The organism is Rhodoluna sp. KAS3, from assembly GCF_026000575.1.
GTDB lineage: Bacteria > Actinomycetota > Actinomycetes > Actinomycetales > Microbacteriaceae > Rhodoluna.
In genome coordinates, this window is record NZ_AP026910.1 from 1,225,836 (window position 1) to 1,251,379 (window position 25,544).

Annotated in this window: 23 protein-coding genes; 12 read left to right on the top strand and 11 right to left on the bottom strand. The window is 56.2% G+C overall.

What is annotated here, in order from left to right; all coding sequences use genetic code 11:
* Positions 1 to 83: 83 nt before the first annotated feature.
* The 3 genes from OO731_RS06205 to OO731_RS06215 are packed head-to-tail and all read left to right on the top strand — an operon-like array spanning position 84 to position 2,819.
* Entirely contained in the window at positions 84 to 1,166 is a 1,083-nt protein-coding gene (locus OO731_RS06205) for an ABC transporter substrate-binding protein (RefSeq protein ID WP_264890070.1), read from the top strand.
* A complete protein-coding gene (locus OO731_RS06210) occupies positions 1,166 to 1,921 on the top strand; it encodes an ABC transporter ATP-binding protein (protein ID WP_264890071.1) in 756 nt (251 codons plus the stop codon). The genes OO731_RS06205 and OO731_RS06210 overlap by 1 nt, the downstream gene beginning before the upstream one ends.
* Positions 1,914 to 2,819, top strand: a complete 906-nt coding sequence (locus OO731_RS06215; protein WP_264890072.1) for an ABC transporter permease — start codon at positions 1,914 to 1,916, stop codon at positions 2,817 to 2,819. Before OO731_RS06210 ends, OO731_RS06215 begins: the two co-directional genes overlap by 8 nt.
* Here the strand turns inward: OO731_RS06215 and OO731_RS06220 are convergent.
* Genes OO731_RS06220 through OO731_RS06245 form a run of 6 tightly spaced genes read right to left on the bottom strand, consistent with a single transcriptional unit; the run spans position 2,816 to position 10,078 of the window.
* Positions 2,816 to 4,174 (bottom strand): FAD-dependent oxidoreductase, encoded by a 1,359-nt coding sequence (locus OO731_RS06220; protein WP_264890073.1) that lies wholly within the window; start codon positions 4,172 to 4,174, stop codon positions 2,816 to 2,818. The two genes, OO731_RS06215 and OO731_RS06220, sit on opposite strands and share 4 nt — an antisense overlap.
* A complete protein-coding gene (cobA, locus tag OO731_RS06225) occupies positions 4,167 to 5,384 on the bottom strand; it encodes a uroporphyrinogen-III C-methyltransferase (RefSeq protein WP_264890074.1) in 1,218 nt (405 codons plus the stop codon). The genes OO731_RS06220 and cobA overlap by 8 nt, the downstream gene beginning before the upstream one ends.
* Complete coding sequence (locus OO731_RS06230; protein ID WP_264890075.1) at positions 5,381 to 6,721, bottom strand: GTP-binding protein; 1,341 nt, start codon at positions 6,719 to 6,721, stop codon at positions 5,381 to 5,383. The genes cobA and OO731_RS06230 overlap by 4 nt, the downstream gene beginning before the upstream one ends.
* Positions 6,721 to 7,635 carry a sulfate adenylyltransferase subunit CysD gene (gene cysD, locus OO731_RS06235; RefSeq protein ID WP_246030940.1) on the bottom strand — a complete coding sequence of 305 codons (915 nt, stop codon included), beginning with the start codon at positions 7,633 to 7,635 and terminating at the stop codon, positions 6,721 to 6,723. The genes OO731_RS06230 and cysD overlap by 1 nt, the downstream gene beginning before the upstream one ends.
* Entirely contained in the window at positions 7,632 to 8,369 is a 738-nt protein-coding gene (locus OO731_RS06240; protein WP_264890076.1) for a phosphoadenylyl-sulfate reductase, read from the bottom strand. The genes cysD and OO731_RS06240 overlap by 4 nt, the downstream gene beginning before the upstream one ends.
* Entirely contained in the window at positions 8,366 to 10,078 is a 1,713-nt protein-coding gene (locus tag OO731_RS06245; protein WP_264890077.1) for a nitrite/sulfite reductase, read from the bottom strand. The genes OO731_RS06240 and OO731_RS06245 overlap by 4 nt, the downstream gene beginning before the upstream one ends.
* 192 nt (positions 10,079 to 10,270) lie before the next feature.
* On the opposite strand from OO731_RS06245, the gene OO731_RS06250 reads away from it, so the two are divergent.
* The 5 genes from OO731_RS06250 to OO731_RS06270 all read left to right on the top strand — a co-directional run bounded on the left by OO731_RS06250 (position 10,271) and on the right by OO731_RS06270 (position 17,722).
* On the top strand, positions 10,271 to 11,056 hold the full coding sequence (locus OO731_RS06250) for a CbiX/SirB N-terminal domain-containing protein (RefSeq protein WP_264890078.1): 786 nt from the start codon (positions 10,271 to 10,273) through the stop codon (positions 11,054 to 11,056).
* 71 nt (positions 11,057 to 11,127) lie between these two features.
* Positions 11,128 to 13,962 (top strand): InlB B-repeat-containing protein, encoded by a 2,835-nt coding sequence (locus OO731_RS06255; RefSeq protein ID WP_264890079.1) that lies wholly within the window; start codon positions 11,128 to 11,130, stop codon positions 13,960 to 13,962.
* A gap of 136 nt (positions 13,963 to 14,098) precedes the next feature.
* Entirely contained in the window at positions 14,099 to 15,130 is a 1,032-nt protein-coding gene (locus tag OO731_RS06260; RefSeq protein WP_264890080.1) for an iron ABC transporter substrate-binding protein, read from the top strand.
* A gap of 52 nt (positions 15,131 to 15,182) precedes the next feature.
* On the top strand, positions 15,183 to 16,694 hold the full coding sequence (locus OO731_RS06265; RefSeq protein WP_264890081.1) for an iron ABC transporter permease: 1,512 nt from the start codon (positions 15,183 to 15,185) through the stop codon (positions 16,692 to 16,694).
* A complete protein-coding gene (locus tag OO731_RS06270) occupies positions 16,694 to 17,722 on the top strand; it encodes an ABC transporter ATP-binding protein (RefSeq protein WP_264890082.1) in 1,029 nt (342 codons plus the stop codon). The genes OO731_RS06265 and OO731_RS06270 overlap by 1 nt, the downstream gene beginning before the upstream one ends.
* Before the next feature lie 51 nt (positions 17,723 to 17,773).
* Here the strand turns inward: OO731_RS06270 and purM are convergent, their stop codons facing one another.
* The 5 genes from purM to OO731_RS06295 form a co-directional block, all read right to left on the bottom strand.
* A complete protein-coding gene (purM, locus tag OO731_RS06275; protein WP_264890083.1) occupies positions 17,774 to 18,889 on the bottom strand; it encodes a phosphoribosylformylglycinamidine cyclo-ligase in 1,116 nt (371 codons plus the stop codon).
* A complete protein-coding gene (gene purF, locus OO731_RS06280; RefSeq protein WP_264890084.1) occupies positions 18,882 to 20,429 on the bottom strand; it encodes an amidophosphoribosyltransferase in 1,548 nt (515 codons plus the stop codon). Before purF ends, purM begins: the two co-directional genes overlap by 8 nt.
* Positions 20,430 to 20,477: 48 nt before the next feature.
* Positions 20,478 to 20,756 (bottom strand): hypothetical protein, encoded by a 279-nt coding sequence (locus tag OO731_RS06285; protein ID WP_138316630.1) that lies wholly within the window; start codon positions 20,754 to 20,756, stop codon positions 20,478 to 20,480.
* Between the two features lie 426 nt (positions 20,757 to 21,182).
* The gene (locus OO731_RS06290) at positions 21,183 to 21,548 is read right to left on the bottom strand and encodes a sterol carrier family protein (RefSeq protein WP_264890085.1); all 366 of its coding nucleotides are present in this window, start codon (positions 21,546 to 21,548) and stop codon (positions 21,183 to 21,185) included.
* A gap of 43 nt (positions 21,549 to 21,591) precedes the next feature.
* Positions 21,592 to 22,257, bottom strand: coding sequence for a hypothetical protein (locus tag OO731_RS06295; protein WP_264890086.1), 666 nt, complete (start codon positions 22,255 to 22,257; stop codon positions 21,592 to 21,594).
* A 51-nt stretch (positions 22,258 to 22,308) separates the two neighbouring features.
* Here OO731_RS06295 and purD point away from each other — a divergent pair, with 51 nt between their 5' ends.
* The 4 genes from purD (at position 22,309) to purQ (ending at position 25,542) form a co-directional block, all read left to right on the top strand.
* Positions 22,309 to 23,574, top strand: coding sequence for a phosphoribosylamine--glycine ligase (purD, locus tag OO731_RS06300; protein WP_264890087.1), 1,266 nt, complete (start codon positions 22,309 to 22,311; stop codon positions 23,572 to 23,574).
* Positions 23,574 to 24,497: a phosphoribosylaminoimidazolesuccinocarboxamide synthase gene (locus OO731_RS06305; RefSeq protein ID WP_264890088.1), complete on the top strand. Its 924-nt coding sequence runs from the start codon at positions 23,574 to 23,576 to the stop codon at positions 24,495 to 24,497. The genes purD and OO731_RS06305 overlap by 1 nt, the downstream gene beginning before the upstream one ends.
* 81 nt (positions 24,498 to 24,578) lie before the next feature.
* Positions 24,579 to 24,827, top strand: coding sequence for a phosphoribosylformylglycinamidine synthase subunit PurS (purS, locus tag OO731_RS06310; RefSeq protein WP_264890089.1), 249 nt, complete (start codon positions 24,579 to 24,581; stop codon positions 24,825 to 24,827).
* A 13-nt stretch (positions 24,828 to 24,840) separates the two neighbouring features.
* Positions 24,841 to 25,542: a phosphoribosylformylglycinamidine synthase subunit PurQ gene (gene purQ, locus OO731_RS06315; RefSeq protein ID WP_264890090.1), complete on the top strand. Its 702-nt coding sequence runs from the start codon at positions 24,841 to 24,843 to the stop codon at positions 25,540 to 25,542.
* The last annotated feature ends 2 nt before the right edge of the window (positions 25,543 to 25,544 follow it).

Consider the following 25,544-nt stretch of genomic DNA (forward strand, 5'->3'; position numbering starts at 1 on the left):
GCTTTGAAACATTACGTCACGAATGAGCAGCAAAAGAAATCTCGGGCTAATCTCTACAAAAGCACTAGAGAAAGTAGTAATTGATGCGCAAGCGTAACCGGCAACGTAAAAAGTTAGGTCAGCTTGCCGGCGCTATCTTGGCAGTCATTGCTATTGGTTCGGCTCTGTTCTCAGCTATCCCAACCTCAAACCCAGATGCCAAGAATTCAGAGTTTCCGTCAGTGATTCGAATTGGCTACTTTGCCAACATCACTCACGCACCGGCACTTATTGCCGTGCAGGAACAGTACTTCGAGAAGTACCTACCTGACACCGAGATTCAATACTTTGTTTTCCCGTCAGGATCCGCGGCCGTCGAGGCCTTTAAAGGCGGTGCCCTGGACATCAGCTACGTTGGCCCAAACCCCGCCATCAACGGGTTTGTAACTACCAACGGAAGCCTGCTCAGAATTGTGTCTGGGGCAACTTCTGGTGGCGCGCAATTTGTAGTGCAGCCGGGCGTAACCGAGTCAAACCTTGCCGGCAAGAACTTTGCCACCCCTGGCCTGGGCGGCACCCAGGATGTTGCACTGCGTAGCTACCTTAGCGACAATGGCTTGAGCTTTGATGTGGGCGGCGATGTTGCCATTACCCCTTCGGACAACGCGGCCACACTATCGCTGTTTCAAAAGGGTGACATCGATGGCGCTTGGGTGCCGGAGCCTTGGGCTTCAAGATTGGTACTCGAGGGCGGCGGCAAAGTCTTGGTCAACGAGGCAGACCTTTGGGCGAATGGCGCCTTTGCCACCACGCTAATTGCCGCGACCTCTAGCTTCAGCGCTGAGTATCCGGCAGCGGTCGAGGCGGTACTCGAAGCCAACCTCGATGCACTGCAGCTTATCGAAAACGCGCCCGAAGAGGCCAAGTTGCTAAGCCAACAAGAAATTGCCCGCCAGACCGGCAAGACCTTGGGCGTTGAAACCTTGGACCGAGCCTGGAGCAACCTCAAATTTGGCTACGACCCACTGGCTTTGACCCTGCAAAAAAGTGCCGATGACGCCGTAAAAGTGGACATGCTGAAACTTGGCAGCACCGGACTAAAGGGCATTTACGACCTTCTACCGCTAAACAATTTGGTGGCCCGCCGAGGGCTGCCGACCGCAGACGCTGCTGGGTTAGGAAGCTAATGAGCGAACCAATTCTAAAAATCCGAAACCTCACCAAGAGGTTTAGCCAGAATGGCCCGGTGGTCATAGACGACTTCAACCTTGACCTACACGAAGGCGAGTTTGTGTCACTGGTTGGTGCATCCGGTTGCGGTAAATCAACTCTGCTAAACATTTTGACCGGTCTGGACGCCCCGACTTCGGGCACCATCGAATCAAAATACGCCGCCAGCCTGATGTTTCAGGAGCACGCGCTGCTGCCTTGGCTGACCGCCGGAGAAAACATCGAGCTGGCCCTAAAGCTAAGCGATGCGCCTGAAGTGAAAAGACTTGACGCTGATGGTCGCGAGGCCCGGGCTCAGGACCTTCTGGAATTGGTTCACCTTCCACACGCATTTGACCTCAGACCACACGAACTCTCGGGTGGCATGCGCCAGCGCGTTGCCATTGCCCGCGCACTTGCACAGGGCCGCAAGGTTTTGCTGATGGACGAGCCGTTTGCAGCCCTAGATGCCATCACCCGCGACTTTCTGCACGACGAGTTGATTCGAATCTGGCAAGAGACCGGCCTGGCCGTAATTTTTGTTACACACAACGTGCGCGAGGCCGTGCGACTCGGTCAGCGCGTCATTCTGATGAGCTCGAAGCCTGGCCGCATCATCCGCGAATGGCCGATTAAGTACGCCCAGCCAAGACGCATCGAGTCAAACACCGTGGCCCAAATTTCTGCAGTGATCACCGATGAACTTCGTAAGGAGATTCGCCGCCATGCCTAATTTTGAACACATCGATATCGACATCGAGCTAGAAGAGAAACAGCGCAAAGCTGACCTTGCGGCAATGTCTGCTGGCCTCGACGCACTCGAGACCAACGCCAGCCAAAAGGGCGGCCGACGCAAGCGTCTACTCAAGGCATTTGCCCCACTGGTTGCCGTGGCCATTGTTTTTGTAATTTGGGAAATTGCGGTTTTGCTCAAGTTGCAGCCGGACTACATTTTGCCGTCACCGGCCCAGGTATTTGCCTCACTGGTTGACCAGGCGCAACAGGGGCTGCTGTTTCCTTCAGCACTCAACAGCCTTCGTCGCGGTGTTCAGGGCTTTGCAATTTCACTCGTGATTGCCCTGCCGATTGGCCTTGCCTTAGGTCTAAACCCAACGCTTCGCGCCATTGCCCGCCCACTGCTTACCGGCTTGCAGCAATTGCCATCGGTGGCGTGGGTGCCGGCAGCCATCATCTGGTTTGGGCTTTCAGACGCCACTATTTTTGCCGTGGTCCTGCTCGGCGCTGTTCCATCCATCGCCAACGGCCTCATCTCAGGTATCGATCAGATTCCACCGATTTACCTGCGCGCCGGCAAGGTTTTGGGCGCCAAGGGCTTCAACAGCATTTACCACATCGTCATCCCGGGCGCATGGCCGGGCTTCTTGGGCGGCCTTGAACAGGGATGGGCTTTTGCCTGGCGTTCACTGATGGCCGCAGAGTTGATTGCCATTGCGCCATCACTCGGACCTGGCCTCGGACTAATGCTCGACACCGGTCGCCAGCTTGGCGACATGTCTTTGGTGCTCGGCTCAATTATCACGATTATGGCCGTGGGTGTTTTGATCGAGCGTCTAGTCTTTGCACCGGTTCGCCAGCGAACCCTGCGTAACCGCGGGCTTATCGGTCGCTAAGCGTTTGAGATGCTGACCTGCTCTTCGCGGTCAACAACCTTAACGCGCTCACGCTCTACGTGCGAGGTGTCGGCTGCACCCAGAGCAATCTCGTGCTCGTTCAGCTTTAGCCAACCTGCCCAGGTGGTGTAATCAACGCCGCGGGCCTTTAGCTCAGCCAAGACGGCATCGGTGTCAGCAACCGCCGGGTCAACCAACTTGTCAACGTCAGCAACCAGGTTTTCAATGGTCTCAGTCGCGTCACTCTTGGTGTGGCCAATTAGACCAACCGGGCCACGCTTGATCCAACCGGTAGCGTATAGGCCTTCAACCTGTGAACCATCTTCGTCGACAACGCGGCCGCCCTGGTTACGAATCACACCGTACTTGTCGTCGAATGGAACCTCTGGCAGCTCGCTACCGAAATAGCCGATGGCACGGTAAACCGCCTGAACTGGGAACTCGACAAACTGGCCGGTTCCGTGAACCGAAGAACCGTCTGGGTTTAGTTCGGTGCGCTCAAACTTGATGCCTTCAACTTTGTCGGTGCCAAGAATTTCAACTGGGCTCGAGAAGAAGTGCAGGTGCAAGCGGCGGCTCGCGCCCTTTGGTTCTTCTTCGCGCCAACCTTCGATGATTCGCGCCATGACCTTGTGCTGGTTGGTGACACCCTCAGCATCCTCGTCAAACCAGCCCTCAGGAAAGTCCTCGTCGTAAAGCACTAGGTCAACATCTTCAAGTTCGCCTAGTTCGCGAAGCTCAATCGGGGTGAATTTAATTTGAGCTGGACCGCGGCGACCAAAAACGTGAACATCGGTGACCGGTGAAGCCTTTAGGCCTTCATAAACGTTGGCCGGAATATCAGTTGAAAGCATGTCATCAGCGTGCTTTGCCAATACGCGAGCAACGTCGAGGGCCACGTTTCCGTTACCCAAAACTGCAACCTGCTTGGCGTTTAGCGGCCAGGTGCGCGGAAAGTCAGGGTGGCCGTCGTACCAAGAAACAAAGTCAGCTGCACCGTATGAACCCTCAAGGTCAACACCAGGGATGTTTAGGGTTGCGTCTTTGATGGCACCGGTGGCAAAAATCACCGCGTGGTAGTGCTTGCGAATGTCTGCAAGGGTTAGGTCTTTGCCAAACTCAACGTTGCCGAAGAATCGAATCACACCAGAGTCGAGCATCTCGTGCAATGAGTTGACAATGCCCTTGATGCGCGGGTGGTCCGGTGCAACACCGTAGCGAATTAGACCGTAAGGCGCAGGTAGCGAGTCGAATAGATCGATGTTTACATCTGGGTACTTGCTGGCCAAGATGTTGCCGGCGTAGATACCAGCCGGACCGGCGCCGATAATCGCTACGCGAAGGTGCTTACTCATTTGATTCCTCTTCTTTGTTTCTCTCGTTCACGACATCACCAATCACAATTACCGCTGGCGCTTTCACACCGATTTCTGCGGCAACCTTGGCAACTTCACCAAGTGTGGATCGGGTAATTCTTTGGCCCTGGCCGTAGCCATCTTCGATGATGGCAATTGGGCAATCTTTTCCGCGGGCTCCGGCAGCAAGATTTGCTGCGCTCTCAGCCAGCGAGGCGACACCCATCAATATCACCACAGTGTGGTCGCACCCACCGGTGATTTCGCTAACGGCAATGTGGCCGGTAATCACGGTGAATGAGGTTGACACCCCGCGGTGAGTTAGTGGAATGCCAGCCAGGGCAGGAACAGCGATGGCGCTGCTGACGCCTGGTACGACTTCAACCTCAACGCCGTTTGCCACGCAAAAATCAAGCTCTTCGCCGCCGCGACCAAAAACGTATGGGTCGCCGCCCTTGAGCCGAACCACGCGCTTGCCGAGTTTGGCCTGGTCAACCAGAATTTGGTTGATCTGGTCCTGTGGAACCGGGTGGTTGCTTGGGCCTTTACCAACATCGATTACCTCAACGCCTGGGTGCAGGTGTTCCAACAAGGCGCGCGGACCGAGGCGGTCGGTCACCACTACATCGGCGGCATAAAGAAGGCGTTGGCCGCGAACCGTGATTAGGTCTTCGGCACCCGGGCCGCCACCAACCAAGGCAACAGTGCCAGCCAGCTTTTCTTGTGCCTTGCGCACCGCGGCAGTTGGCAGTTTGCCCTCGGTAAGTTGATCTTGAATGGCATCTCTAAGTGCCATGCCGCGGCGAGGGTCGCCGCCACCAAAAGCGGCCACGGTTACGCCGTCAAAACGTGCAACTGCCGGCACCCAAGCGGTTGACTTTTCAGCCTCGGCAGCATTTACCGAAATAATCTGATGCGCCTCAGCCTCTTGGGTTACCGCAGCGTCGACTTCGGCAACACCGGTTGCCGTCTGAACCAACCATGCACCGGCTAGGTCGCCGCTTTCGAAACCACGCTGGTGCCAGGTGATGCTTCCCTTTGCCGCGAGGTCAGCCAAATCGGCTGTTACCTCTGGCGAAATTAGGGTCACCGAAGCGCCCGCGGCCAATAGGCCGTGGACTCGACGGGTGCCCACTTTTCCTCCGCCAATCACAACGACCTTTCGGCCGGCAATGCGGAGTCCCAGTGGGTAAAGCTCTGACTGGGTCATATTGAGAAGTTGACCAGTTCCAAATTGGTGTGGATTCCAGCACCGAGGGTTGCGCCATCCTGAGGCTGAATAATCAAGAAAGCACCGGCACGGCGGTTATCGCGGTAATCATCAAAAGGCAGCGCTGCGGCCAGCTTGATCATCACGTGAGCAATGTCGTTGACCTCAATTTTGTCGGCTGGGTCAATTGCCAAAGTGTCTAGGTTGCGGCGGCCAATCACCTGAGAGATTACTGCCTGAACCGTTGAGGTGCCGGTCTTGACCAACACTCGAGCACCAGGCTCAACCGAGCGTGGGTCAAGCCAAAAGACCTCGGCCTCAATCAGGTTGACTGACTCTGGCAGGGTGTTTGAAGCACCGATAACTGCACCGCGGGCAACGTCAAACTCTTCTGCCAATCGCAGGTTGACCGACTGCGGAGCAAAGGCTTGATCTACGCTCTTGCCGGCAATGTCGATGCCAACCACCTTGGTCTTGTAGTTACCCGGAACGATTTCTACCGAGTCACCAACTTTGACCACACCTGAAGAAATTTGCCCGGCATACCCGCGGTAGTCACGGAATTCATCGGTGTCTACGCTTGGGGCCAAACCACCCTGCGGACGAATTACCAACTGAACCGGAAAGCGGAATGCCTCATTTTCAGACTCAAGCTCATCGATAGCCGGAAGCTGCTCGAGCAACTCAATCAGGGTTGGGCCGGTGTACCAAGGAGTCTTGGTTGAGCGCTCAACTACGTTGTCACCCTCAAGAGCTGAAACCGGAATCACGTGCACCTGATCGAGTCTCATGCCGTTGGTCAAACGGCTGAGGTCGGTCACGATGTCGTTGTAAACCTGCTCGCTGAAGTCAACCAGGTCAATCTTGTTCACGGCAACAATCACGTTTGGCACGCGCAACAGTGCAACCACCGATAGGTGGCGGCGGGTCTGCTCAAGCACACCCTTGCGAGCATCGATCAAAACCACAACGGCGTCGGCAGTTGCTGCACCGGTCACCATGTTGCGGGTGTACTGAACGTGACCTGGGCAGTCGGCCAAAATGAATGAGCGCTCGCTGGTCGAGAAGTAGCGGTAGGCAACATCGATGGTGATGCCCTGCTCACGCTCGGCACGAAGACCATCGGTTAGCAGTGCTAGGTCAAGGCCTCCGGCCTCGCCACCAAAACCGCGTTCGGCTGAGGTGCGGGCAACAGCTTCAAGCTGGTCAACCAAAACCGCCTTGCTGTCGTGCAGCAAACGGCCAACCAACGTTGACTTGCCATCGTCTACCGAACCGGCAGTGGCAAAGCGCAGCAGGGTTCTGGTCTGCGCCAAAGTCTGGGTGATTTCCGGCATTAGAAGTAGCCTTCCTTCTTGCGGTCTTCCATTGCCGCCTCTGAAATTCGGTCATCGGCACGGGTAGCACCGCGCTCGGTCAAAGTTGAAGCCGCAACCTCAAGCACCACATCTGAGATGGTGCGAGCAGGCGACTCAACGGCACCGGTGCAGCTCATGTCACCAACTGTGCGGTAGCGAACCAAGCGGGTCTCAACGACCTCATCTGGTGTTGGCTCAGATACTGGGCCAACCGCACGCCACATACCGTCACGCTGATAAACCTCGCGCTCGTGCGCATAGTAAAGCGGTGGCAACTCAATGCCCTCGCGCTCGATGTAGCGCCAAATGTCTAGCTCGGTCCAGTTAGAAATCGGAAACGCGCGAACGTGCTGACCAGGTAGGTGGCGACCGTTGTATAGGTTCCAAAGTTCTGGTCTCTGGTTGCGTGGGTCCCACTGACCAAACTCATCGCGCAAGCTGATGATGCGCTCCTTGGCACGAGCCTTGTCTTCGTCGCGGCGAGCGCCACCGAAAACTGCATCGTGCTTGCCAGCAGCAATTGCATCAAGCAACGGCAAGGTCTGCAGCGGGTTACGAGTGCCATCTGGGCGCTCTTGCAGCACACCGCGGTCGATGTAATCCTGAACACTGGCTACCTCTAGGCGCAGGCCAAGCTTTTCTACAGTGCGGTCGCGAAACTCGATGACCTCAGGAAAGTTGTGGCCGGTGTCAACGTGCAGAACCGGGAAAGGTACCTTGCCAGGCCAAAACGCCTTGGTGGCCAGGTGCAGAACAACTACTGAGTCCTTGCCGCCCGAGAACAAAAGCACTGGGCGTTCAAATTCAGCAACCACTTCACGGATGATGTGGATCGACTCACTCTCGAGTGTGTCTAAGAGGTCTAGTCGGTGATCAGAGAGCTTCTGACTCATATGTGTAACCCACATTCAGTCTTGTTGGCGCCGGCCCAGCGGCCAGAGCGAGGGTCTTCACCCTCGGCAACTGGCTTGGTGCAAGGCTCGCAGCCGATTGATGGATATCCGTTTGAAAGCAATAGGTTGACCGGAACTTTGTTCTCGGTGGCGTAGTCGATTAGCTGGTCAAAAGTCCAAGCAGCCAGCGGGTTTACTTTGACCAACCCGTTCTTTTCGTCCCACACCAAAAGCGGGGTGTTGGCGCGGGTCGGCGCCTCGTCGCGGCGCACACCGGTGAACCACAATTCGTAGTTCTGAAGGCTGTTGTGCAGCGGGTCAACCTTGCGCAGCTGGCAGCAAAGGTTTGGGTCACGCGACCAAAGCTTTTCGCCGTATTGGGCATCCTGTTCGGCAACGGTCTGCTTTGGCTTTACATCAACCACACGGATAGGCAGTGCGCGAGCAACCTCGTTGCGCGTTACAACTGTCTCAGCAAAGTGGTACCCGGTGTCGAGAAACAAGACATCGACGTTTGGAATTTGCTGCGAGACAATGTGCGGCAAAACTGAGTCGGCCATTGAGCAAGCAACCGCGATTGAGTCGGCCGCAAAGTTCTTTGCCACCCAGGCAATAACCTGCTCGGCAGTTGCCTCGGTGCCCGAAGCCGCGATGGCCTCAAACTCGGCGTTGCCCTGCCCGACTAATTCTTTTAGCTCGTCAACGCTACGGCGTTGTTCGGTAGTCAAACTCATTGCAGTGCCTCTTCTTCTGCGCGGTGTGCCCATTCGGCAAAGGTTTCACCCTCGGCTGCGTCTTCGTCGTAGCGGCGAACCACTCGCTCAACGTAGCTGTCTAGGTTTGCAGCGGTGACCTTGAGTCCGCGAACGGTGCGGCCAAGGCCAGCTTCTTCGCGATCCTTCGATGCCAATCCTCCACCAAGGTGCACCTGGAATCCAGGCTCCATGCCACCGTTGCCATCCGGCAACAACTGACCCTTTAGGCCAATGTCAGCAATCTGAATGCGAGCACAAGAGTTTGGGCAACCGTTGATGTGCAGGCTGATTGGTCGCTCAAGCTTTACGTCAGCCAAGGTTTTTTCTAGCGTGTGCACAGCCTTGGTTGCGGTGTTCTTGGTGTCAACAATTGCCAACTTGCAGTACTCAATACCGGTGCAGGCAATGGTCGCGCGTCTAAAGTCACTTGGGCGGGCAGCCAGACCAATCTCATCTAGTTCGGCAATGATTGCCTCAACATCCTTTTCTTCGATGTCAAGTAAAACCAACTTCTGGTGAGCGGTGGTGCGCAAACGGGTTGAGCCGTACTTCTCAAGCAGGTCAGCAAGCTGGCCCAAGATGGTGCCAGAAACGCGGCCAACCACTGGGGTCACACCAATGTAGAACTTGCCGTCCTTCTGCTTGTGAACACCGATGTGGTCGCCGATGCCCTTGGCCATCGGAATCGATGGACCGTCAGGTAGCGGAGCATCTAGGTACTCAGTCTCAAGAATTTGGCGGAACTTCTCTGGACCCCAATCGGCCATCAAGAACTTCAAACGTGCCTTGTTGCGCAGGCGGCGGAAGCCGTAGTCGCGGAACAATGAGCAGACGCCGTACCAAACATCGGCAACACGATCTGGTGCAACCCAGGTGCCCAAGCGCTCGGCCAGGCGAGGTGCGGTTGACAAACCTCCACCTACCCAAAGGTCAAAACCCACGCCGTATTCAGGGTGCTCAACGGCAACAAAAGCAAGGTCGTTGATTTCGTGAACCACATCCTGGCTTGGGTGGCCGGTGATGGCTGACTTGAATTTGCGTGGCAGGTTAGCCAGCTCTGGGTCACCAATGTATTTTTTGACAATGTCACGGATGATCGGTGTTGCATCGATAAGTTCATCGGCAGCGATGCCAGCAACCGGCGAACCAAGAATGATTCGAGGCACGTCACCACAGGCCTCAGTGGTTTCTAGACCAACCGCTTCGAGGCGCTTCCAGATTTCTGGAACGTTTTCGACTTCGATCCAGTGCAGCTGGAAATTCTGACGGTCGGTAACGTCTGCGGTGTCGCGACCAAATTCACGGCTGATGCCTGCGATTACCCGAAGCTGCTCGGTAGTTAGCTGACCTGAGTCAATGCGAACGCGAAGCATGAAGTACTTGTCTTCAAGCTCGTGAGGCTCAAGCTGAGCGGTCTTGCCGCCATCGATGCCCGGCTTGCGCTGGGTGTACAGACCCCACCAGCGGAATCGACCGTGCAGGTCAGTCTCATCGATTGAGTCAAAGCCCTCTTTGGAATAAATGGTTTCGATGCGGTCGCGTACCGAAAGGCCGCCGTCCTGCTGCTTCCACTGTTCGTTCTCATTCAGTGGCTCAGTGCCGTCTACCTTCCACTGACCATTCGAGCGCCCCTCGCGCGGTGGCCTAGCTGCGGCGTGGGTTCCGCCGACCGGTGTGTTTTCACTCATCGAAATTCCTTAAAAAATGGGGGTGTCAGGCCCCGTGACTTATTCAACTTTAGGGCTTGCAAATTTGGAGGCTGAAACATTCTGTAATAACCAACTTCCGCGCCACAGAGCCAAAGTAGCCTCATTTCAGAACTAGCAATTCCTACCATTTGGGTAGACTAAGCGGAACCCCTTTTAGGCATTGAGGACACCATGGCAACTTTGATTGCAGCGTCACACGGCACCGATAACACCAATGGTGCGGCAGCCATTTCTGCGCTTGTTTCTGAGGTTCAAAAAGCCCTACCCGAGACTCGGGTTTTTGAAGCGTTTGTGGATGTTCAGCAGCCGGATGTACCGACCGTTCTAGATAAGGCCGGATCTGCTGAGCCGGCGATTCTGGTGCCGCTACTTTTGGCAACCGGGTACCACGTGCGTCAAGACATCGCTGATGCCACATTTGCTGCAGGCGAGCACACCCAAATTACGCCGGCACTGGGGCCAGATGCGCGATTGGTCGAGGTGTTAGTCGAGCGCTTGAATCAAGTTGGTTACAAATCTGATGACCTAGTTGTTCTGACCGTTGCTGGCTCTAGCGACCCTCGTGCCCAGGCCGAAAGCCAGCTGGTGCAAGCCATGCTCGAAGAGGCACTGGGCAGCAAAGTTGAGCTTGCATTTTTGTCTGCGGCCGAGCCAAAACTAAAAGACCTGGTGCCAAAACTTAAGTTTCAAAACCATCGCAGGCGAGTGGTTGTTGCCACCTATCTTTTGGCCGAGGGCTACTTTGCCGGAGTGACTAAAAAATCTGGGGCACACCTGGCCACCGAACCACTTTTAGTCAATGGCGCTGAAGTTCCGCAGCAACTGGTTGATATCATCATTGACCGTTTTACTTCTGCCACAGATGCAACAAACCCAAGGACCACCGGTTGCCTAAGTGGGCTCCGCGGTGAACCTTGGGTAGGTTGCGCGGCTGGTTGCGCGAGCGCTTGCCGCTAAGCACGTCGCCTTGTCCCATACAAATGTATGAGCCTGACCGGACCAGCTTGAGCCGGGATTAGCCTTCGGCTATGCCTAAAAAATTCAGGACTTCAGCCGCCGCATTCGTTACCGCACTGCTTACTCTCAGCCCACTGATTCAGCTGCCCGCACAGGCCGCCGATGCCAACTGCCCAGTGGTAATTACTTCTGGCGGCAATCAAGTTTCTGACGCTGACGTCGATGTCTACTTAAGCGGCATCTACTGCGTGGCAAAGTTCAAAACCGTTGGGGCATACACATTTGTAGTTCCAGAAACTACTGGCCAGGTTGATTACCTTGTGGTCGGCGGTGGTGGAGGTGGAGCCTCTGGCGGTGGTGGCGCAGGCGGTGTACTGCAGGGAACCAACTACTCGGTAACCCCGGGGGTTAGCGTTGCCGTATCCGTTGGCGCCGGCGGTGCCGGCGGTTCAGGCGGATTGCAAAACTCAGACGCACCGGGCGGCAAGGGTGACGCTTCAAGTTTTGACTCGATCACGGCGGCCGGAGGAGGCGGTGGCGCGGCGGCTAACCAGGCTTCTGCTACCGCAGCCGACGGAGCCTCAGGTGGCGGCTCACGTTTTGACTGCACTCGCAACCCATGCGAACGCTGGGGCAGCCTGGGATATGCCGGTAAAGGAATTGCTGGCCAGGGAAATAACGGTGGCTACGGAACTTACTCCGACTACGGTGCAGCCGGTGGCGGAGGTGGCGCCGGCGGTGCTGGATTCAACACAACTCGTCGGCACATCGGAGGGAATGGAGGCATCGGCGTTGCCTCAAGCATCAGCGGAACCGAGACCTACTACGGTGGCGGTGGCGGTGGCGGCATCAACTCAAACTCATCCACTTACTACGGCCTTGATGCCAACGGAAACCTCTATTCGAGCAATGACCCGCAGACCACCGGTGGTGGTCAGGGCGGCATCGGAGGCGGTGGCCGCGGAAGCTCGTTTGGCTTCTCTGGAGGCACAACGCATCCCAACTTTGGGGTTAAGGCAAACGCAACAGCGGGCGAGCCAAACACCGGCGGTGGTGGCGGTGGCGTTGACCCAGAAGACACCGGCGGCAAGCCAGGTGGATCTGGTGTTGTAATTGTGCGCTGGCTGGCTGATGCCAGCGTGAAGACAGTAACTTTCTCTTCAAACTTTGGCACTGCAACGACCCAAACTCAAAGAGTCGGTAGCAATGTACCAACTGCACTAAAGCCGGCAACTTTCACCCGCACCGGATACACCTTTGTGGGCTGGAATACTGCAGCGAACGGATCGGGAACCGCGTATGCAAACCTCGCCGAGATTACGACAACTAACGACGTGACCCTGTATGCGCAATGGCGAACCGGTGTTACGCACACGGTAACTTTTGACGCCAACGGCGGCACGGGCTCTATGGCCAACCAATCGTCTGGCACCGAGGCAACACTCAACAAAAACACCTTTACCCGCGCCAATTATGAATTCATCGGCTGGAACACTGCCGCCGATGGGACAGGCTTTGCCTACGCGGATGAAGGTAAATACGCGTTCGTTGCAGCCGCAACCCTTTATGCGCAGTGGCAGGCAGTCGTGGTCAACTACAAGGCAACCTTCTACGGCAACGGCGCAACCGGGGGAACAACCCCCACTCAGCTAGCACCCGGCCAAACGGCGCTCACGCTGAATGGCTTCACTCGAACCGGGTACAGCTTTTTGGGATGGAGCACCAATTACAGCGCCACTACGGCACAGTACCTAGATGGCGCAAACTATGCCTTCACCAGCGATGTCGACCTCTACGCAATTTGGGTTGTAAAGGCTAACCGCGACCTCGTATTCAACGGAAACGGTGCAACCGCAGGATCAACGCCAACTCAAACTGCCATGGATAACACCCAGGTAAATGCCAACGGCTTTACCCGCGATGGCTTTACCTTTAGGCATTGGAACACTGCAGCTGATGGAACTGGCGTGAGCTACCAGAGCAACTACGTTTACAGCTTTGCTGCCGGCCTTACTCTGTATGCAGTTTGGGGTCAAAACTACTCGGTCACCTATCACGGAAACGGAGCTGCCTCAGGAACTGTGCCGACCAGCCAGAACAGCTACGTGGGCTCAAACGGCATCACTGCTGCGTTGAATAGCGGAAACCTGACCAAAGAAGGCATGCGCCTGATTGGCTGGAATACTGCGGCCGATGGCACTGGCACCCCCGTGGCCCTTGGTGCTGCAAACCAAAAATTCACGGCCAACACCACGCTTTATGCCCAGTGGGAATCTGCTGTTTATGCGGTGGTTTACTCAGGCAACGGAGCAGTTGCGGGAATCGAGCCAAGCGTGGCTACTGTTCCGGCGACTTCAGCGCAGATTGTGATTGCCGATAACTCTGGAGGCTTGACGCTGGATGGTCACGAGTTTGATGGCTGGAACACCGAGCCAGACGGCACCGGCACCACCTATGAACCTGAACAGACCGCGGTGGTTACCAATGACACCGTACTGTTTGCCAGCTGGAAGGTTGCCTCGACCGGAGGTGGCGGCAACACCAACGTTGAGCCTTCTCCAAGCCCAAGCGCGAGCACGAATACTGGCGGCAACCCCTCAACGCGCGCGATTGTTATCTCAGGTTTTGCCGCTGGTTCAGATCAACTGACAACTCAGATGAGGCAACGCATCAAAGTTTTCCTCAAAAAGTATCCGAGCTACACCAAGGTCAAAATCACCGGATACACCACCGGCCCAACCGTTCTGCGAGCTGACTACGGATTGTCCAAGCGCAGGGCGCTCAACACCAAGTCGGTTATGGCAAATTATCTGGGCGCAAACCAGCGGGTTACCAAAGTTATGTCTCGGCAAGACACCGGTTTTGGCGGCCACCTGAGGCGAATCAAGATTGTGCTGACTAACTAGGTCGGCACAATCTTGGGCACTGAAAAATCAACTCTTGTAATTTTAGTTAGGGTACCCTAAGTTAGTTTCTAGGCCACACGGCCGAGAAAAACAGACGGCTGGAATAACCATCCAGTCCGCAACTGAAGGAACCTAATTGAATAACAAATTAAAGCGCGGCTTGCGAGTCAGTGCCGCCGCCATCGCAGCAATCACCGCAGTAACCGCACTGACCGGCTGCGCAAAAGAAACCACCCCAACCCCAACCGCCGAGTCAATCACCATTTACTCTGGCCGCTCAGAAGACCTAATTGCACCCCTGCTTGAGGCATTCACCGAAGAGACCGGAATCGAAATCGAGGTTCGCTACGCGGGCTCGGCCGAACTTGCCGCTCAGATTCTTGAAGAGGGCAGCAACGTTCAGGCTGACGTTTTCTTCTCACAGGATGCCGGTGCACTTGGCGCCCTGACCGAAGCTGGCGTCTTGAAGACCCTTGATTCAGAAATCACTGACTTGGTTGACGCCAAGTACCGTGCCGCCGACAACACCTGGGTTGGTGTTTCAGGCCGTGGTCGCGTGCTGTCTCACAACCCAGAACTTATCGATGAAGCTGACCTGCCAGCATCGGTGTTTGATCTTGCCGACCCAGCCTGGAAGGGCAAGATTGGCATTGCGCCGAGCAACGCTTCGTTCCAGTCTTTTGTTACCGCGATGCGTGTGCTGAAGGGCGAGGCTGCAACCACCGAGTGGTTGGCCGCAATGAAGGAGAACGCCGTAATCTTTGAGAAGAACGGTCAAATTCTTGAGGCAGTTGAAGCCGGCGAAATCACTGCTGGTCTAATCAACCACTACTACTGGTTTGAGCACGCAACCGAGATCGGTGAAGAGAACATGAAGTCAAAGATGGCTTGGTTCGAGTCAGGCGATGTTGGCAACCTGGTCAACGTTGCCGGTGTTGGTGTGCTGAGTGACAATGCAGCAGCTGTGACCTTTGCCAAGTGGCTGCTTGGTGAGACGGCACAGAAGTTCTTTGTTGAAAAGACATCTGAGTACTCACTGACCGGAATTCCGGCTCAGGCCTGGCTGCCAGCCTTGGATGAAATTGCATCACCGAACATTGACCTAAGCGCTCTGGCTCCACTGGCCGAGACTCTTGAGTTGATTCGCAATGCAGGACTAACCGACTAGGTACAAACTGAAAAACTCACTACGTCAGCGACCGCCAGCCCTCATTTGGGGGTTGGCGGTTGTTGCCGTTTTTGCTTCAGTTGCACCCCTGGTCTATCTGGGTGTGCGCCTTGCCGAATTCGGCATCGATAAAGTACTGACGCAAACCTTACGCTCACGCAGTTTTGAGCTCCTCGGCAATTCAGTTTTACTGACCCTCGCGGTTGCTGTTGCGGCAATCACCATCGGTAGTTTTCAAGCCTGGCTAACCGTGCGCACCTCAATTCGCGGCCGCAGTTTCTTTGCCATCTTGGCAGCCTTACCCTTGGCCATGCCCAGCTACGTTTCGGCCTACGCTTTTGCCGCACTTGTGCCCGGGTTCAAAGGTTTTTGGGCAGCCTGGCTGGTGCTCACCATAGGTACCGCGCCGTATGTTTATCTTGCAGTTTCGGCTGCACTAGTGCGCTCAGATGCCGCCACCGAAGAAGTCGCCCGATCTCTTGGGCTGGGCCGCTGGCGCGTCTTCAAAAACGTGACCTGGCCCGCAATTCGCCCGGCCGCCATCTCTGGCGCCATGCTCTCGGCCCTCTACACGCTCAGTGACTTCGGTGCCGTTTCAATTCTTAGCTTCGATACTTTTACCCGCGCAATTTACAACGCATACCGCTCAAGTTTTGACCGTTCGGCCGCGGCCAGCCTGGCGGCAATCCTGGTCGTTATCACTGTGATTTTGCTTGTAGCCGAACCTTGGCTTCGAGGCAAAATTGTGCCGACCGACTCTCGGGTGCGCAAAACATCACTGATTCACTTGGGCTGGTTTGCACCTATTGCCGGCACAGTTGCCGTGGTTTGGGCAGCTGTCGGCATTCTCTTGCCGACCATCAGCCTGATTCGCTGGAACCTAATCGGGCTTTCAAAAGCTGACGCCGGCGAGCTCGGCCGAGCGCTGGTCAACTCGATCAGTTACGCGCTGGCCGGTGGTCTGGTCGCGGCAATTTTCGGTATCGCAATCTCGGTACTGGTAGTGCGCTTCCGCTCAAAAACCACTCTCATGATTGATCGAACCATCTGGCTAACGCATGCGGTGCCGGGCATCGTGGTGGCACTTTCACTGGTCTTTATCAGCAACCGCCTGTTGCCTCAGCTTTACCAAACCAGCGCGCTAGTGATTATTGCCTACCTGATTTTGTTTTTGCCAAACGCCGTTGCCGCAATGCAAACACCGATCAGCCAGGCACCTCGGGCACTCGATGAAGTCGCCGCAAGCCTCGGTGCCACGCGTTTGCAGACCCTGCGCCGAGTAGTAATTCCGATTGCTGGCCCGGGAATCTTGGCCGGTGCCGCACTGGTTGCGCTATCGGTGTTGAAAGAGTTGCCAGCCACTCTGATGCTGCGCGAAACCGGCGTTGAGACCTTGGCCACCCGGCTTTGGAACGCGACCTCGGTCTCTTCTTTCGCAGCCGCGGCCCCGTATGCACTAATTTTGGTATTGGTTGCCGGAATCCCGGCATGGTTGCTGAACCGCCAGGTGCGGCAGTCAATGTTCAGCCAAGTTGACCTCGACCGAAGACTGGAGCGTGAATAGTGCCTATTGCACTCAAGCTTCAGTCGGTTAGCAAGCGCTTCGGCCACCACACGGTTTTGCATGGCCTCAACCTCGAGGTTGCCGATCACGAGTTCATTGCCGTCTTGGGCAGCAGCGGCTCAGGCAAAACCACTTTGTTGCGCCTGATCACCGGTTTTGATTCACCCGACTCTGGCCAAATTGAGATTGGTGGGCGCTCGGTTGCGGGTGCCGGCAAATTCGTTCCGGCCGAGCAACGTCGCGTTGGTTTTGTTCCTCAAGATGCTGCCCTGTTTCCGCACCTCAGCGTCAGTGAAAACATCGATTTTGGATTGCGCGATCTGGCCAAGAGTGAGCGCGCTGCTCGCGTAGCCGAACTATTGAAGTTAGTTGACCTGGTTGGTTTTGAGTCGCGAATGCCCCATGAGCTTTCGGGTGGTCAGAGACACCGCGTTGCTTTGGCCCGTGCGCTGGCGCCAAACCCAGATTTGATTTTGCTTGATGAGCCGTTTTCGGCGCTAGATGCAGAGCTTCGCGGCCGCTTGCGCGATGACGTGCGCCACGTGTTGAGAACTACCGGCACCACCGCAATTTTGGTTACCCACGATCAAGAAGAAGCTTTGTCAATGGCCGACCGCGTTGCCGTGCTGCGCGACGGTGAGTTTGCTCAGGTCGGTAATCCGCGTGAGATCTACCAGGCCCCGGCCGATATTGAAATGGCAACTTTCTTGGGCGACTCGGTCGTTATCGATGGCGTTGTTGAGGGTGGCAAGGTTGTTACGGCGGTTGGCTCGCTAACCCCGCTGAACAAAGTGGTTGAGGGTGCGCGCGGCCGGGTTGCAATTAGACCGGAGAGTTTTTACCTGCAGCCAGATGCCAAGGGCGCCGGCGAGGTTGTCGGGCGCCAGTATTTTGGGCACGATGCCCTGGTTGAGGTGCGGCTGCCGAGCGTCTTAATTCGCGCTCGCGCCAACGGACCGTTTGCTCCAGAAATTGGAATGCGGGTTACCGTTTGGGTTCGCGGTTCAGTTAACTTCTACGCCAACTAAAAAGTGGGCTCAACCATTGGTTGGGGCCCACTTCTTTTTAGGCCTGCTGAATTACTTGTATTCGCCAACTAGGCGAACTGCGCCACCGTCAACACCCTTAGCGCCCTGAACATAGGTTGATAGGTCTGCCGGTGCGGCCTCAATCTCGCCGAGGTTCCAGGTGTGAACACCAAGTTTGGTCAGGGTTGCTGCAACTTCGTCAGCCTTGTCAGCCTCAACAACCACAGCCTGGCCAAGGCCAAGGTTCCAGGTGCCTTCGACTGACTCAAGGCTAAATCCGCCCCAGCCTGCAAGAACCTGGAAGACATCCTGAGGAGTCCAGGTAGCGCGGTGAACATCGAGGGCAACACCCTGCGGAAGAACGCGGGCGATGTTGGCTGCAATACCGCCACCGGTGATGTGGCTCATGGCGTGAACAGCTGAACCAAGTTCGCTCTCAAGCAGTGTGTTTAGAACGCCGGTGTACAGCGCGGTTGGTTCCAAAAGCTTTTCGCCAAGGCTGATGCCCGGAAACTCTGCAACGTTGTCTTTGTAGTCAAAACCTTTGTCACGGATGATCTTGCGAACAAGCGAGTAACCGTTTGAGTGCAAGCCCGACGATGACATTCCGAGCACGACATCGCCAACGCGAACGTTCTGTGGGCCCAGAAGTTTGGCTGCGTCAACAACACCAACGGCAGCGCCGGCAACATCGTAGTCATCAACACCAAGTAGGCCCGGGTGCTCTGCGGTCTCGCCGCCAACTAGGGCAACACCAACTGCTGAACAAGCCTCGGCAATACCGCGAACGATGTCGGCAATGCGCTCAGGCACAACCTTTCCGCACGCAATGTAGTCGGTCATGAACAGGCTCTTTGCGCCAACCACAACGATGTCGTCGACAACCATTCCAACGAGGTCTTGGCCAATGGTGTCGTGCTTGTCGATTGCCTGGGCAATAGCAACCTTGGTGCCAACACCGTCGGTCGAGGTTGCCAAAAGTGGGCGGTCGTATGATTTTAGGAACGAGACGTCCATCATGCCGGCAAAGCCACCCAGGCCGCCCATCACGAGGTCGTTGTGAGTTGCGCCAACGGCACGCTTCATAAGTTCAACGGCTAGGTCGCCGGCTTCGGTGTCAACACCAGATGCCGCATAGGCGCTTGAGTGCCCGCCTGAGTTAGTCATTCAAAGTCTCCTGTTGCTCGCGCGAAAGTGCGTCGAGTTCACTGTCTGGGCCTGGGTTGCAGGCGGCATCGTCGTTGCGCTCAAGCAGGTTTTTACCCAGGCGTTCAGCGGTCGGAAGTTCAATTGGGTACTTGCCGGTAAAGCAAGCGGTGCAAAGCTGGTTCTCTTGCTGACCGGTGGCGTAAATCATGCCCTCTTTGGTCAGGTAGCCCAGTGAGTCAGCACCGATAGAGGTGCGTACATCGTCTACTCCAAGGCCGGTGGCAATTAGTTCGGCGCGGGTTGCAAAGTCAATGCCGTAGAAGCACGGCCAGGTGATCGGTGGCGATGAAATTCGCACGTGAATCTCGGCGGCACCGGCTTCGCGCAGCATTTGGACCAGGGCGCGCTGGGTGTTTCCGCGAACAATTGAGTCGTCAATAACCACGATGCGCTTGCCGGCGATGACCTCTTTTAGGGGGTTCAACTTTAGGCGGATACCGCGCTGACGGATGGTCTGCGATGGCTGAATAAAGGTGCGGCCAACGTAGGCATTTTTGACCAGGCCGTGACCAAATGGGATGCCTGATTCTTGCGAAAAGCCGATGGCAGCTGGGGTGCCCGATTCTGGGGTTGGAATTACTAGGTCGGCTTCGACCGGGTATTCGCGAGCAAGAACGCGGCCCATTTCAACGCGGGCGTCGTAGACGTTTTTGCCGTTGATTGCGGTGTCTGGGCGGGCTAGGTAAACGTATTCAAAAACGCAACCGGCGCGCTTGGTCTCGGCAAAGCGGGTTGAGCGCAGGCCGTTTTCGTCAATCGCGATTAGCTCACCTGGTTCGATCTCGCGAACAAAGCTTGCGCCAACGATGTCGAGTGCGGCGGTCTCAGACGCAACTACCCAACCGCGCTCGAGGCGGCCAAGCACTAGCGGGCGAACACCCTGTGGGTCGCGCGCTGCGTACATCGTGGTTTCGTCCATGAAGACCAGGCAGAAGGCGCCCTTAACTTTTGGAAGAAGTTCTAGGGCGGTTGCTTCAAGAGTGTGGTCAAGGTCGCCGGCCATCAGGGCGGTGAGCACAGCGGTGTCGGTGGTGTTTCCGCCGGTGATCTCGTTGCTCTCTTGGTTTGGGTAGCGCTCTTTTAGAAGGTCAAGCAGGTCGGCGGTGTTGGTTAGGTTGCCGTTGTGAGCCAGGGCAATGGTGCCGGCTGAGGTGCGGCCAAGTGTTGGTTGGGCGTTGCGCCAGTGGCTTGCGCCGGTGGTTGAGTAGCGGTTGTGACCGACTGCAATGTGACCGACAAGTGACTCAAGAGCTGACTCTGAGAAGACCTGCGATACCAAACCCATGTCTTTGTACACCAGGATTTTTTTGCCGTCTGAAGTTGCAATACCGGCTGATTCTTGACCGCGGTGCTGAAGTGAATAGAGGCCGAAGAACGTTAGCTTGGCAACTTCTTCACCTGGGGCCCAGACACCGAAAACGCCACATTGGTCTTGCGGAGACTTGTCGTCATTACTTACAGCAATGTCGAGATTTAGATTTCCGTCGCCACGAAGCAAGGCAGTTTCCTGTCGTTAGAGGTGGGCGTTTGCCTCTTGGAGGCGCGATTACCCCTCTAGTTTAGTGGCTTCTAGGGTCTTAGACCTAGAGGCAGAAATTCGGTCGGCGACCAGTGCCGACACAATGCCCAAGACAGCACCGATGGCGCCAAAGTAAGCAACCAAATAGGTGACGATTGGTTCAGCAGTGCGCTGGTCGGCCGGAATCGAAACGCCCACGATGAGTGCAGTGATGACGCCCAGAATGCCGCCGGTCAGTAGGAACGGTAGGTACTTTGGGGTGCGACGAATGCGGACTTGCTCAACTCGTGATTTGTTCTCAGCCATGTATCAATTCAACCGCAAGAATCGTGTGAACCTTCCGGAGTTTTTGGGCGGCCCGGTCCGGCGGGCCCAGACCCACTCCTTCGGCGCAACTTGGCAGTGCTCTCGGGCGGGTCCAGACTCACCCCTCCGGCGTTCAGTAAACCCCTGCATTTTCGGCCATTTTGACTAACTTCACCCCGATAAACCTGCTCACAATCAGCAAATTCTGCGTAGGCAAAAAGCCAGCTACGCGATGCGCAGCTGGATCTGAAATTTGGAATTAATTGCGATGAAGATGGTGGCCGAAATTTAGGGCCAGGCCAAAATCCGAGCATCCGTGTTTGGTAGGCAACGAAATTAAGTTGGCTTTTTGCGTAGGCAAATTTGGGGAAATTTGGGCAGGTTCAGGGACCGGAAGGTGATCAGATCGGTCAAATCTGAGGGGGTTTACTGAACGCGCAGGGGTAGCACACCGGAAAGATCGGCACGGGTTCCCGACGCCAAAACCTTGGATTCGGCTAGCGCCTGCTGCCAACTCAAAGTGCCGGTAGCCAGAGCGAACCAAACCTCGGGGCTCATTTCAACAGTGTTTGGCGGAGTACCTCGAGTGTGCCGAGGACCCTCGATGCATTGAGTTGCCCCCAGTGGAGGAACCCGAACCTCTACCGAGTTACCCGGTGCCACGTCCGCCAATTCTTCGAGCAGAAAGCGGACCGCTAAGGCAAAGGCCGGGTGGGTGTCGGCAGCAGCCGAGGCCGAAACCTCAGCAACTGCCTGCCAACCCTGCTCGGGCTTAATTCTTCGCCTAGCCATTTTTCGAAGTATGCGTTTTATCGACTTACGCGCCAAACAGCGACTAGTTGACCTTCGCTACCGCTGATTCAAACCAACCCTGCTCTTCAGAGGTCAGTGCGCCGTAGCGAATTGCACGCTCGAAAGCGACCTCGCCAACCTCGGCACCTGGGTACTGAACCTTTTCAATCAGACCAGCATCGTTTAGGAAAAAGAAGGTAACCGCCGGGCCGCTTTCAGCCTGAAGGCCAACGGCAACGTAGGAGCGCATCATCTTGTCGTAAGTCACGTGCATGACCTTGTTGAGGTCAATGCCACCCTCACGAGCCAACGCAAACTGGGTAGCAGAGTAACAGGTGTCAAACTCGTAGGTCTCGTAAATAACCTCGGCACTGTCGGTGGCCGAGCTGTAACGTGCAGCCGAGAAGCCATCAATGGCATCTGACTTTGGAACCATCATCAACCACCACTCTGGCTGGGCAAGCTTGTCACCAGCGGCAACAGTCTCAACAACACCCTCGGCCATTGCCTTGTCGCAACTTGCGGTGGCAGCAACCTCAAACTCAGCCAAGGCGTCAGCACCGCGCTCATCAACCGGCGTGGTGCTTGGGCTCACACTGGCACTTGTCGAAGGACTTGGTGACGCAACCGGACCTGAGGCACATCCGGTCAATACCAAAGCGCCAACCATCGCAGCACCTGTGGCTGCGGAAAAAATAGATAACTTCATACCCTCTATTCTCGCCGGTAAAGTTGCCCGTCGCGCCGGTAAACTTGTCGGGTGAAGATTCTCCTTTTGGGCCAGGGCGCCCGCGAGCACGCAATTGTTAAAGCTTTGATCCGCACTGGCACCGCCAAGGCCGACATCATCGTTGCACCAGGCAACGCCGGTATTGCCCTCGACGCCCACTGCGAACCAGACCTAAACCCAAACGACCCGCTTGAGGTTGCCAAGTTTGCTCTGCAGCACGCAATTGAACTGGCCATCATTGGCCCAGAGGCTCCACTTATCGCCGGCGTTTCAGATGCGCTGCGCGAACAGGGCATCGCAGTTTTTGGCCCATCAAAAGAAGCCGCACAGCTTGAGGGCTCAAAGAGCTTTGCCAAAGAAGTTATGGCTGCAGCCGGCGTACCAACCGGTATGGCCCGCGAGTGCACCACCATGCAAGAAGTTGAAGACGCCATGGATGACTTTGGCGCACCATACGTAATCAAGGCCGACGGCCTAGCTGCCGGCAAGGGCGTAATCGTCACCAGTGACCGCGCCGCCGCACTCGAGCACGCCGCCAAATTTATCGACATGGGAATTCTGGTTGAAGAATTTCTTGACGGCCAAGAGGTCAGCCTGTTCTTCTTGAGCGACGGCAAAACCGTTCTTCCGCTAACTCCAGCACAAGACTTCAAGCGCGCTTTCAACAACGATGAAGGCCCAAACACCGGAGGCATGGGCGCATACAGCCCGCTACCTTGGCTGCCAGAAGGCTTTATCGAAGAAGTCGAGCGCGACGTAGCGATTCCGACCGTTCAAGAACTTGCCCGCCTAGGCGCACCATTTGTTGGACTGCTTTACTGCGGCCTAATTTTGACCAAGCGCGGCACCCGCGTGATTGAATTCAACGCCCGCTTTGGCGACCCAGAAACCCAGGTGGTTTTGCGCCGCCTAATTACCTCACTGAGCACCCTGCTTTACAAGGCAGCAACCGGTCACCTAGAAACCGCGCCTCAGCCAGAGTTCACCAAAGACGTTGCCATCACCGTGGTGCTGGCCAGCGAGGGCTACCCAGAAACTTCAGCACCTAACCGCCCGATCTACGGCATCAGCGCAGCTGAATCAAAGGGCGTCGAGGTTTGCCACGCAGCAACTGCGTTCCAGAGCAATAAAGACGATGAAGAGGTTCTAGTTGCAACCGGTGGCCGAGTGCTATCGGTGGTTGCAACCGGTGCCGACTTTGCCGGCGCACGCGCCCAGGCATACGAGGGCCTAAAAGAAATTCACCTCGAGGGCAGCCACTACCGCACCGACATCGCAGCAAAGGTTGCCAACTAATGGCGGCTGAACTAGCGGGCGCGGGCAGCACCGGCGCTCAGCAAATTGCCGGGTGGACTCACGTTTACAGCGGCAAGGTTCGCGACCTCTACGAATCAGAAGACCCAGCCCTGCAGCACGTGATTTTGGTCGTTGCATCTGACCGCGTCAGCGCCTTCGACCACGTGCTCGAACCAGCCATCACCGGCAAGGGCAAGCACCTAACCGCCCTGACCAACTGGTGGTTTGACCGCATCGATGTGCCCAACCACTTGAGCCAGGATGTACCGGTGCCAGCCGAAGTTGCCGGTCGTGCAACCGTGGCCAAAAAACTTGAGATGTTCCCGATCGAATGTGTAGTCCGCGGCTACATCAGCGGATCAGGCTGGAAGGACTACCAGGCCAACGGCAGCATCTGTGGTGTTCAACTACCTGAGGGCCTAACCTTTGGCGGCCGCCTGCCGCAGCCAATTTTCACCCCGGCTTATAAAGCACCGATGGGCGAGCACGACGAAAACATCACCTTTGACCAGGTAATTGAACTGATTGGCCAAGAAAACGCAGATGCCCTGCGCGACCTAAGCCTCAGTGTTTTCAAGCGCGCCAGCGATCTTGCCGAGCACGCCGGCCTGATTTTGGCCGACACCAAGTTTGAGTTCGGCATCGACCCAGCCGGCGCACCAACCGCAACCTTCAACGGCGTTAGCGGCACCATCACGCTGGGCGACGAAGTGCTGACCCCAGATTCAAGCCGATTCTGGAGCAAAGCAGCGTGGGACCGAGGCGAGCGCAAAGAGAGCTTTGACAAGCAGATTGTGCGCAACTGGTTGGCCGAAAACTGGAACCAGCAGGGTGAACCGCCAGCCCTACCGGCCGAAATCGTTGCCCAAACTGCCGACAAGTATGCCGAGCTAGTTGAACGACTCACTACAGAAGTTGCCTAACTCCCGCTAAAATAGAGAAGTTCGCCCAGCCAAAGACGGCCGTTCGTGCGCCCACCTGCCGCCTAAAAATCAGGAGTTCCTGTGCCAAAAATCATCGTTGAAGTTATGCCAAAAGAGGTTCTTCTAGACCCAGCAGGTAAGTCGGTGAACAACGCTCTGCACCGCAAGGGCCACAAAGACATCACTGCCGTTCGCATCGGCAAGCGCATCGAGCTTCACTTTGACCGCGCAGTTACTGACGCAGACATCGCTGACGCACAGAAGATCGGTGAATCATTCTTGTCTAACGCTGTTATCGAAGACGTTGTCTCGGTAACCGTTCAGAACTAAGGCGGGCAACCACATGACCATCAAGATTGGTGTTGTCACATTTCCAGGTACCCTCGATGACCGCGATGCACAGCGCGCTGTTCGTCTAGCCGGTGCCGAGGCCGTGCCGCTATGGCACGCAGACGCAAACCTTCACAAAGTCGACGCGGTTGTTCTTCCGGGTGGCTTCTCATACGGCGACTACCTCCGCTGCGGCGCTATCGCAGCTCAGGCACCAGTCACCGCAGAGATCGTCAAGGCTGCCAACGGCGGCCTGCCAGTACTGGGTATCTGCAATGGTTTCCAGGTATTGGTTGAGGCTCACCTGCTACCTGGTGGCCTGATTCGCAACGAGAACCAGCACTTTATTTGCCGCGACCAGCGCCTGCGCGTTGAGAACGTCAACACCCCTTGGACCAACGAGTTTTCTCTAAACGAAGAAATCACCATTCCGCTAAAGAACGGTGAGGGCGGTTACATCGCCGACGCCGAGACTCTAAAGCGCCTCGAGGGCGAGGGCTTGGTTGCGTTCCGCTACCTTGACTCAAACCCAAACGGCTCGATGAACGACATTGCCGGTCTGCGCAACGAGCGCGGCAACGTTGTGGGCCTAATGCCTCACCCAGAGCACGCGGTTGAACCAGGCTTTGGCCCAGACACCAACATTGCAATGAAGTCTGGCGTCGACGGCCTCAAGTTCTTCACCTCAGTCATCCACTCGCTCGTCAACGCTTAAGC

Bases quoted from the DNA above. Each gene is read 5' to 3' on its own strand.
- OO731_RS06205 (WP_264890070.1), top strand. From the start codon at position 84: ATGCGCAAGCGTAACCGGCAACGTAAAAAGTTAGGTCAGCTTGCCGGC.
- OO731_RS06210 (WP_264890071.1), top strand. From the start codon at position 1,166: ATGAGCGAACCAATTCTAAAAATCCGAAACCTCACCAAGAGGTTTAGC.
- OO731_RS06215 (WP_264890072.1), top strand. From the start codon at position 1,914: ATGCCTAATTTTGAACACATCGATATCGACATCGAGCTAGAAGAGAAA.
- OO731_RS06220 (WP_264890073.1), bottom strand. From the start codon at position 4,174: ATGAGTAAGCACCTTCGCGTAGCGATTATCGGCGCCGGTCCGGCTGGT.
- cobA (WP_264890074.1), bottom strand. From the start codon at position 5,384: ATGACCCAGTCAGAGCTTTACCCACTGGGACTCCGCATTGCCGGCCGA.
- OO731_RS06230 (WP_264890075.1), bottom strand. From the start codon at position 6,721: ATGCCGGAAATCACCCAGACTTTGGCGCAGACCAGAACCCTGCTGCGC.
- cysD (WP_246030940.1), bottom strand. From the start codon at position 7,635: ATGAGTCAGAAGCTCTCTGATCACCGACTAGACCTCTTAGACACACTC.
- OO731_RS06240 (WP_264890076.1), bottom strand. From the start codon at position 8,369: ATGAGTTTGACTACCGAACAACGCCGTAGCGTTGACGAGCTAAAAGAA.
- OO731_RS06245 (WP_264890077.1), bottom strand. From the start codon at position 10,078: ATGAGTGAAAACACACCGGTCGGCGGAACCCACGCCGCAGCTAGGCCA.
- OO731_RS06250 (WP_264890078.1), top strand. From the start codon at position 10,271: ATGGCAACTTTGATTGCAGCGTCACACGGCACCGATAACACCAATGGT.
- OO731_RS06255 (WP_264890079.1), top strand. From the start codon at position 11,128: ATGCCTAAAAAATTCAGGACTTCAGCCGCCGCATTCGTTACCGCACTG.
- purM (WP_264890083.1), bottom strand. From the start codon at position 18,889: ATGACTAACTCAGGCGGGCACTCAAGCGCCTATGCGGCATCTGGTGTT.
- OO731_RS06285 (WP_138316630.1), bottom strand. From the start codon at position 20,756: ATGGCTGAGAACAAATCACGAGTTGAGCAAGTCCGCATTCGTCGCACC.
- OO731_RS06290 (WP_264890085.1), bottom strand. From the start codon at position 21,548: ATGGCTAGGCGAAGAATTAAGCCCGAGCAGGGTTGGCAGGCAGTTGCT.
- OO731_RS06295 (WP_264890086.1), bottom strand. From the start codon at position 22,257: ATGAAGTTATCTATTTTTTCCGCAGCCACAGGTGCTGCGATGGTTGGC.
- OO731_RS06305 (WP_264890088.1), top strand. From the start codon at position 23,574: ATGGCGGCTGAACTAGCGGGCGCGGGCAGCACCGGCGCTCAGCAAATT.
- purQ (WP_264890090.1), top strand. From the start codon at position 24,841: ATGACCATCAAGATTGGTGTTGTCACATTTCCAGGTACCCTCGATGAC.